The organism is Bradyrhizobium sp. SHOUNA76, from assembly GCF_023006445.1.
Taxonomy (GTDB): Bacteria; Pseudomonadota; Alphaproteobacteria; order Rhizobiales; family Xanthobacteraceae; genus Bradyrhizobium.
Genome location: NZ_JALBHA010000031.1, coordinates 25,270 through 32,371, shown reverse-complemented (window position 1 = coordinate 32,371; position 7,102 = coordinate 25,270). Strand labels below are relative to the sequence as shown.

8 protein-coding genes are annotated in these 7,102 nt (G+C 60.8%); 1 reads left to right on the top strand and 7 read right to left on the bottom strand.

What is annotated here, in order from left to right; genetic code table 11:
• A partial coding sequence (locus MOV74_RS07025) for a hypothetical protein (RefSeq protein WP_246919387.1) occupies positions 1 to 201 on the top strand: 201 nt, incomplete at its 5' end.
• An 842-nt stretch (positions 202 to 1,043) separates the two neighbouring features.
• Here the strand turns inward: MOV74_RS07025 and MOV74_RS07020 are convergent.
• From MOV74_RS07020 to MOV74_RS06990, 7 genes are all read right to left on the bottom strand, one after another.
• Positions 1,044 to 1,583 (bottom strand): S26 family signal peptidase, encoded by a 540-nt coding sequence (locus MOV74_RS07020; RefSeq protein WP_246919384.1) that lies wholly within the window; start codon positions 1,581 to 1,583, stop codon positions 1,044 to 1,046.
• Positions 1,573 to 1,791: a helix-turn-helix domain-containing protein gene (locus tag MOV74_RS07015; protein WP_246919381.1), complete on the bottom strand. Its 219-nt coding sequence runs from the start codon at positions 1,789 to 1,791 to the stop codon at positions 1,573 to 1,575. Before MOV74_RS07015 ends, MOV74_RS07020 begins: the two co-directional genes overlap by 11 nt.
• 151 nt (positions 1,792 to 1,942) lie before the next feature.
• A complete protein-coding gene (locus MOV74_RS07010) occupies positions 1,943 to 2,809 on the bottom strand; it encodes a DUF2285 domain-containing protein (protein WP_246919378.1) in 867 nt (288 codons plus the stop codon).
• Positions 2,810 to 3,155: 346 nt separating this feature from the next.
• Positions 3,156 to 3,374: a hypothetical protein gene (locus MOV74_RS07005; RefSeq protein ID WP_246919375.1), complete on the bottom strand. Its 219-nt coding sequence runs from the start codon at positions 3,372 to 3,374 to the stop codon at positions 3,156 to 3,158.
• A 1,096-nt stretch (positions 3,375 to 4,470) separates the two neighbouring features.
• Complete coding sequence (locus tag MOV74_RS07000; RefSeq protein WP_246919373.1) at positions 4,471 to 4,791, bottom strand: DUF736 domain-containing protein; 321 nt, start codon at positions 4,789 to 4,791, stop codon at positions 4,471 to 4,473.
• Positions 4,792 to 5,345: 554 nt separating this feature from the next.
• Positions 5,346 to 5,828 (bottom strand): hypothetical protein, encoded by a 483-nt coding sequence (locus MOV74_RS06995; protein ID WP_246919370.1) that lies wholly within the window; start codon positions 5,826 to 5,828, stop codon positions 5,346 to 5,348.
• A gap of 143 nt (positions 5,829 to 5,971) precedes the next feature.
• Entirely contained in the window at positions 5,972 to 6,895 is a 924-nt protein-coding gene (locus MOV74_RS06990; protein ID WP_246919365.1) for a DUF2493 domain-containing protein, read from the bottom strand.
• Positions 6,896 to 7,102: the final 207 nt, after the last annotated feature.

Sequence of the window (7,102 nt, the reverse complement as noted above, 5' to 3'; positions counted from 1 at the left end):
GCCTTGCGCGCGGCCGCGGCCGATGCGGCCGCCGCTGAACGACGAGGCCGTCCGCGCACCGGCGCCAGCTTTGGCCACCTCCTGGCGGACACGTCGAAGATAGCTCGTCGCCCTCCGGTCCCTGCGGTTGCCGATCCGTCCAAGCTTCACTTCGAATTCGTCGTCGATTTCTCGCATGGCCGGCGTCCGACGTTTGAATGAGCCGGCGATATGTGAAGCCGAGGGGCGTTCGCCAAGACGCAGACGCAATTGCCCAAGTTCGCCATTGCGTTGGGTCGAACATGGTGACAACGAAGATACGGAGAGCGCCAAATCTTGGATGTGCAGACAACGGCTTAAGTGCCCTCAAGAGCCAATGCTTTTATCTTGCCCTCCCGCCTTCCCTCGTCGTGGTCCGGTCGCTGGTGCCCAAGGTCCAACTTCCAAGCCAACAGACTTTCAGTACTCGCGGCGATTTGCGACAAAATGCAGCTCGGGTCATTGCGGTAGATCGTTCAAAAGTGCCTGCCCGAACACGTCGGCTGGTGGCCGATTCATTGCGAAAGAGCCGTCGCGACTTGGCAGTTGACTTGCGAAGCCACCACTGTTTGCGAGCGTTTGCGATAGCGATCGTTACCCGAAGGGCCGAGACACCCGTAGGGTGGCTCGGTGAGGAGCGAAGCGACGAGTAGAGCGCGGGCCGAAGGCATCGCCCAAATGCTATGAGCACGTTAATATCGCACTCCTCTCGAACTCTTGCCCGCGTGAGCGAGGGTCCTTTAGTAGCAAACCCGAAAGTCTTAGCGTCACGATCGTGTTGCAGCGTTTCGAATGCAAACTGCATGTATGTCCGTCACGGGGCGCCAGCGAACCTGGAAACTGACGGCTGATATCACGAGCTGACCGGTGTGCAGCCGGCCGACCCTTACTTTCCTTCCGGCCGTTGATCTCGATGCATGAGCTTGCTTCGTGCGCGCCGCGACTCTCTGCTGACAGATGTGGCGGGCGCGCGCAAAGCTCGTGCGCGCCCTTTTCGGACGCGCACGCGCCTGTGGTTCTTGATGTCAAAGATCCGGATTCCACGTCCAGATCGGCCGCGCGACACCCAGGATATCGCACCGCAGCACCGGGCCGAAATATCGGGAGTCGAACGAATGCGGGTGCGGCTGCAGCAGGAAATATTCTCCCTCCACCAGCCTCATACAGCCCTCCCAGGCCGGCAGCGGCCGCCCTTCCCGGTCCTTCTCGAGCACCTCGGCGGTGACCTTGCCATTGATGGAGATCGTGCCGATCGGCGCCTTGGCCCGGCAGATCTCGTCTCCGCCGATTGCCTCCACCCGCTTCAAAAGGGGCACAGGGACGGGCAAGATCTCGTGCGCGATGATGAGGAGTTCGATCCCAGGGGGCGGCTTGAAGACCGCGAGCTCACCGCGCGCCGGCAGTCGCTGCTCCAGATAGTAGAAGCCGAGTGGCGCGCTGCCGGTGGCATTGTAGATCAGCAGCGGCACCGCGGGCGCGGATGACATCAGAAGGGTGACGATGCCGGCGCACATGGCCGACAGAGTGGTGGCCTGCCGCCACAGTCTCGTGCGATCAATCCGCATCGGAGGTCGACCTCCTCTTGTTCGCATGCGACCATTCGACGAGGTCTTCGATGTGATAGCGGACATAGCGTCCGTGCTTGCGGTAGGCGGGTCCCCGGCCCTGTACCCGCATCTTCTCAAGCGTGTTCTTGGTCAGCCGCAGCCAGGCGGCCGCCTCCACCGTGTTGAGGAACGGCTTGTCCGGCTCCTTGTCGTCAGTTTTCGTCATCCAACTTTTCCTTCCCGCACTCAGCACAATCAGAGAATGCGAGAAGAAGCGTCGTCAGATCGCAGGCGTTTTGGGGAGTGGCGAAGATGGAAGCTTCTGTTTCGCCATCCCGCGCGAGCAAAATTCGTCAAAAAGAGAACGGAAAATTCGATCAGCCCAGAAGATCTCGATAGCCGCCCTTCATCAATTCGGTGCCCTTGGCAACGAGGCGCCGGGTGCGATCACGCAAGAATTGACTATGTCCATGCCAATCCTCAGCAACTTTCTTCTCTCCGAAGATCGCAATTGCGATCTGTCGGTATGTCTTGCCCTTCAGGCACTCGTCGAGCGCGACGAGGGCGTGATGAAGTCGTTCGTCGCTCGCAAAAGGCTTTTGAATCGCTCTAAAATCGGCCTCGGTGAAGCGTTGCAGTCGCTTCAGGAGTTCGGTCTGAGCTGAGAGATCGTCGAGGTCATGCAGTTCAATGACCGGGACAAACGGCGCTGTCAGGTTGGAAAGGCCGCTGATTTCGAGGGGGACACAAATGCCATTGCGCTTCATCATGACCAGCGGGACGCCGTCGGCATTGATGACCGCCTGCCGATCTGCGTTGAAGTCGGCGAGCCGACGCACTCTCGCCTCGTCGCCTTCGGTCGGCCCCTTCGCATTCAACCTTACCACCTGCTTCAAAGCCTTGGCATGCCAGAACACATTTGCCTTGTGAGCGCAGAGTTTTGGATCGGCAAACGCGTGTAGTCCCCACTTCTCGGCTCGCGGGAACCGTCGCCTGAGCCGCAATAGCTTGGTCCCGTCGCGCAGCGTGATGCAGGGTAATTGCTGGGGTACGGAGCTTCGCCAGTCAGCGATGTAGTCCGCATTCCGTCGCAAGAACTCCCATGCCCAATCGCAGCCACCATAATCGGCGCGACCGCAGGAAGCGGCCCGATCGTCGGAGCGACCAGGCGTCGAACTCACCGAAGGATTCAAATTGCGCCCCAGCAAAGTGCTTTTCCAGATCGTTCCGGCCAAATGAGGCAAGAGCGCGGCCCCCGGCGAGCCGCTCTCGCGGGACGGTCTGACGCCAGTCCACCGGACCGGATCAGGGCAAAGACGATTGGCGCTATGGCTGGCCAGGCAACCGAGAAGGGACAGGCTGAAAAGATGCTCGGCCGCCCTCGGCGATTCCGGCCCGACCCCGATCCCAGTGGCGCAACAGACGACGGTTCATCGCGTGCTTGCCCGGTCACGAACTCCAACGAGAGACATGCGGACATCGGAAGGCTAGTCGTGAGGACCATGCGCTTGCCCATGCGCGAGCTCGGCTTCCAAACAACGGGAGCAGCGATTTGAAAACCTGAACCAGCGCGAGCTTCGCGTCTCAATGTCAATCCGGCAAATTCGATGTTACAGTCTCGACCGTGCTTGCCGATTCCAAGGTCTGCACATTGATTGATTTTGCTTCATGGATTGACGGAGGGCTCATGGCCAAGAAAGCGAAGAAGACCACCGCGAAAAAAGCGAAGAAGACGACAGCGAAAAAAGCCACGAAGAAAAAGAAGTAGGTCTTTTCCTGACCTGCCTCGCCTCCAACCAGGGCGTCCACCGCGATTTTTCAACCTCACTCGTAATCGCATCCCGTCGCTTTGGCGGAGGCGTTCAACGCCGATGATTAAAGCCGGACTACGTGCGTGGTTTTGCGCAATCGGTCCGGCTTTTCATTTGGGGATGGTTCGATGCGGGACGCGCAAGCCTGCCTACGAATTGCGCCCTTCGCCTCAGTTGAGCCCGCCGATCACGGAGGGCATTACCTTGGACAATAGCACCGCCGTCGAGGACAGCGCCGATAGGCAAACAGCGGCTCGGGCGAGACAAATACGCCTCAGCGCCACCGCCTGCGGTTCGGGAAATGCTCTGAACGGGTCCGCCATCATCGGCTCCATAATGCGCGCGCGTTTGCACAAGGCCAGACCTATAGGATGAGTCGGGGCCCCCTTATCCGGCTAAATTTACGGCCAGTCCGATTGACTCCGAGGCGACTCGGCACGCGCCAAATCGGTGTGCGAAGTGGCCTTTGCGCACCGAATCGAGACCGCCAAGATCTGGTAAACAAAACGTTAATAGCTCTCCTGATATAGGCGATTTCGAGCGCCTTGTTGGGTGATGTAATTGCGCGGCGAGAGCGCCCAATATCCGATACCAACCTTCTACGCACCCGCGAATTCGGCAGCCGCGCGTAGAGGCGGTGCGCTCCTTAAGAAGGCGCGCGCGACTTCGCGGAAAGTGAATCATCCTCCACCACCGCATCATGTCAGGCCTGGTCGCAAGGCCGCCCCTGAGTATTCTCACAAGGCGCATTCAGTCACGCCGCAGATCACTGGCATGGCGGACGGTCGACTTGACGGATGGGGCGGCGCGGCGGTCGTCGCAATCTACGTCCAGTTCTGTAGCCGCAGGACTTTGAGCCACCGGCCGGGCCGATCCTGATTCAGCGGCAGCTATGGCCGCTACAGTGCGCCGCCCTGTCACAAGAAATGCCGGGGCAAACACTCCTGCTCCTGCTCGAAGGGCACCGGGTGAGCCGAAACGTGGACGATATCGTCTGATGGCGCCTTTGCTCCAGCCTCGGCCCGAGACTGGAGCGCTTGCTCCGGAGGAGGAAGCCCCGCCCGGCGGACCGGACGGGGCCTGGAGCGGCGCTCTCAGTCGCCGTTCTTGCGCGGCCGCGACCACAGAAGGGTGTAGCCCTCGCCGGCTTCGTCATCGAACAGGTTCGCGTAGATCGGCGCGTTGAACGAGGGGTCGTCGAGCTTGAGCGAGAGGTAGTCGCGGCCCTCCTCGGAACGCTTCGACCAAGCTGCCCCGATCTCAGCCCGGCCCACATAGATGCGGTGGCTGGGAGCGTTGTCGTTGGATCGGTTGGTCTCGGCGACGATACGGACGCCCTTGGCCTGCAGGCTCAAGGTGACGATCTCGCCCTGGAAGTCGTTGCCGACCTTCTTGAAAGAACCGATGTTAGCCATGTCACTTCTCCTGTCGTGCTTCGAGCCCGCGACCATCGCGGCCTCGATGGCGATCTGGAGGCCGAGGACGATCGGCGACGCACCCGCTCGCGGGCCGAAGCGCAGCGGAGGACGTCGTTGCGGCGACTTTCTTGCCTCGCGAGGAATGGGCGCAGCCCAGGGGAAGAAAGTCGCAACAACGGCGTTGCGGCTCAGACGATCGAGGCGCAGCCGGTCTTCGGTCAGATCAAGCCATCAAAGAGGTCACGTGGTCCGCGTGCTGAACCATAATCTCAAGGAGAAAGCTGGCGAATCTCGGTTCTGCTGAACAAGGGGTTGGTACGGTTCGGCGCAGAAGGAGAAATAATTTGCCGCAAAGGGCGGTATCGTCCCGGAAAGAATGATCGGACGCAGCGCGCCGCTCGACTGCAGCTATGTGGGCCAGACAGAGACCGGTACGGCTTGCTTAAGCGCCCCGAGGCGGGAGCGCAGTTACCTCTCGCTCAAGCTCGATGATCCCTCGTTCAACGTGACGCCCCGTGCCGTCTTGCTCGACGGATGATGGCGACGAAGCCTCACCGCTCGTGCGCGGCGGCTCTGAGAACCGGTTCAGGCGCATTCTCCACCACCCCGGCCGACTCCGACGGGCGGTTCTCCGCAAACACGGTCAAACGCGTCCATGCCGTGCCGCCAATGCAAACCGCACCTAGGCTCGCGAAGACCTCGCGCCAAGCAAGCGAAGGCACCCCAATTTGCGATAGGCCAAACACCACATGATAGCCAGCGATTGCCGCAGGGACGGCGAATGCGGCTCCGATCACAACGCGCAAGATCAAGGACCGACTAAGGGCGACGGCGAGCTGACCCGCGGCAAGCGTCAGCGTGCCAGAAGCAATTCCGATAAGCAGTGCGCCGAAGACGCCCGCGCCATGACGGTATGCCAAGATCCCGGCACTGAGTGCGATGAAAAACGGCAGGGCATACACTGCGAGCGCAAAGGTCACCCAGCAGAACAGACCGATACCAAGTATGTTGAGAACAAGCCCGAACGCGAGCATGGTGGTGGCTCCATGTGCATGGATTTATCAATCGCGCCTTCCACCACCACCACGGCGCGAGTTTTAATATACAAATCGGAAACGAGGCGGAGTTGGGGCAGCTGCAACTCCGCTTTGACACCGCGGAGGCGAGACGACGGCGCTCACGCGCCGCCGAACCTCCAAACGGGAATGCCGAGCCGCTTCGCTTTGTCGGCGAAGTTGTCCTGAATTCCCGTGCCCGGGAAATGCACGACGCCGATTGGCAGGAGTTCGAGCATGGCGTCGTTGCGCTTGAAGGGGGCTGCCTTGGCATGTTTCGTCCAGTCGGGCTTGAAGGCGATCTGAGGCACCTTGCGATTGGTCGCCCATTTCGCAGCGATCAGTTCAGCGCCTTTCGGGGAGCCGCCATGGAGGAGGACCATGTCGGGATGCTTGGCATGAACCTTGTCGAGCCGATCCCAGATCAGGTGATGATCGTTGAAATCGAGCCCGCCAGTGAGTGCAATCTTCGGCCCCGGCGGCAACATGACCTCAGTCTCGGCGCGGCGTTTTGCTGCGATGAAGTCACGGGAGTCGATCATTGCCGCGGTTAGCGTGCGGTGATTGACCAATGATCCCGACCGAGGACGCCAGGCCGAACCGGTGTGGACCTCAAATCGCTCGATGGCCTGATCCCGGAACAATTCCAGGCAATTGCGACGCTCGATCAGTGAGATGCCTTCGGCCGTCAGGCGCTCGAGTTCGACCGATCGCACTTCCGAGCCGTTCTGCTCGCGCTGGCTCTTGTGCTGCGCCTGCTCGTTGTCGTCGAGCTGGCGTTCGATGCGGTCGACGGCACGATGGAACAGGTTGACTGTCGACCAGAGCAGATCGTCCAGGTCGGGTTCAAGCCGCGTGTCATTCAAGGTCGCAACCAGGGCGTCAAAGATATCGACTACGGCGCCGGCGATCATCTTGCCCTCCGGGAGCGGTCTTGGATCGGGCTGGTCATCGAAGGGACGATAGCCGAAGAGCTGTAATTCGGTGAGGACGTGGTCAGTTGAAGAAGAGGCGTGCGGCGATTCGATATCGTCATGGTCGGCCATGAGAAGAGGTCCTTTGCCGGATCGGCCGCGACCATCGCGGCCTTCGTGGCGATCCTCTGACGGCAGGCGGAACGGGCCAGCACCCGACGGGGGCCGAAGCGACAGCGGAGGATGGCGGAGGCCGGCTATTTTGCTTCGCGATGCAAAGCGCGCTGGCCAACCGCATGATGTGTCTTCGCATCGCGGGCGCGCGGCGGAAAATAGCCG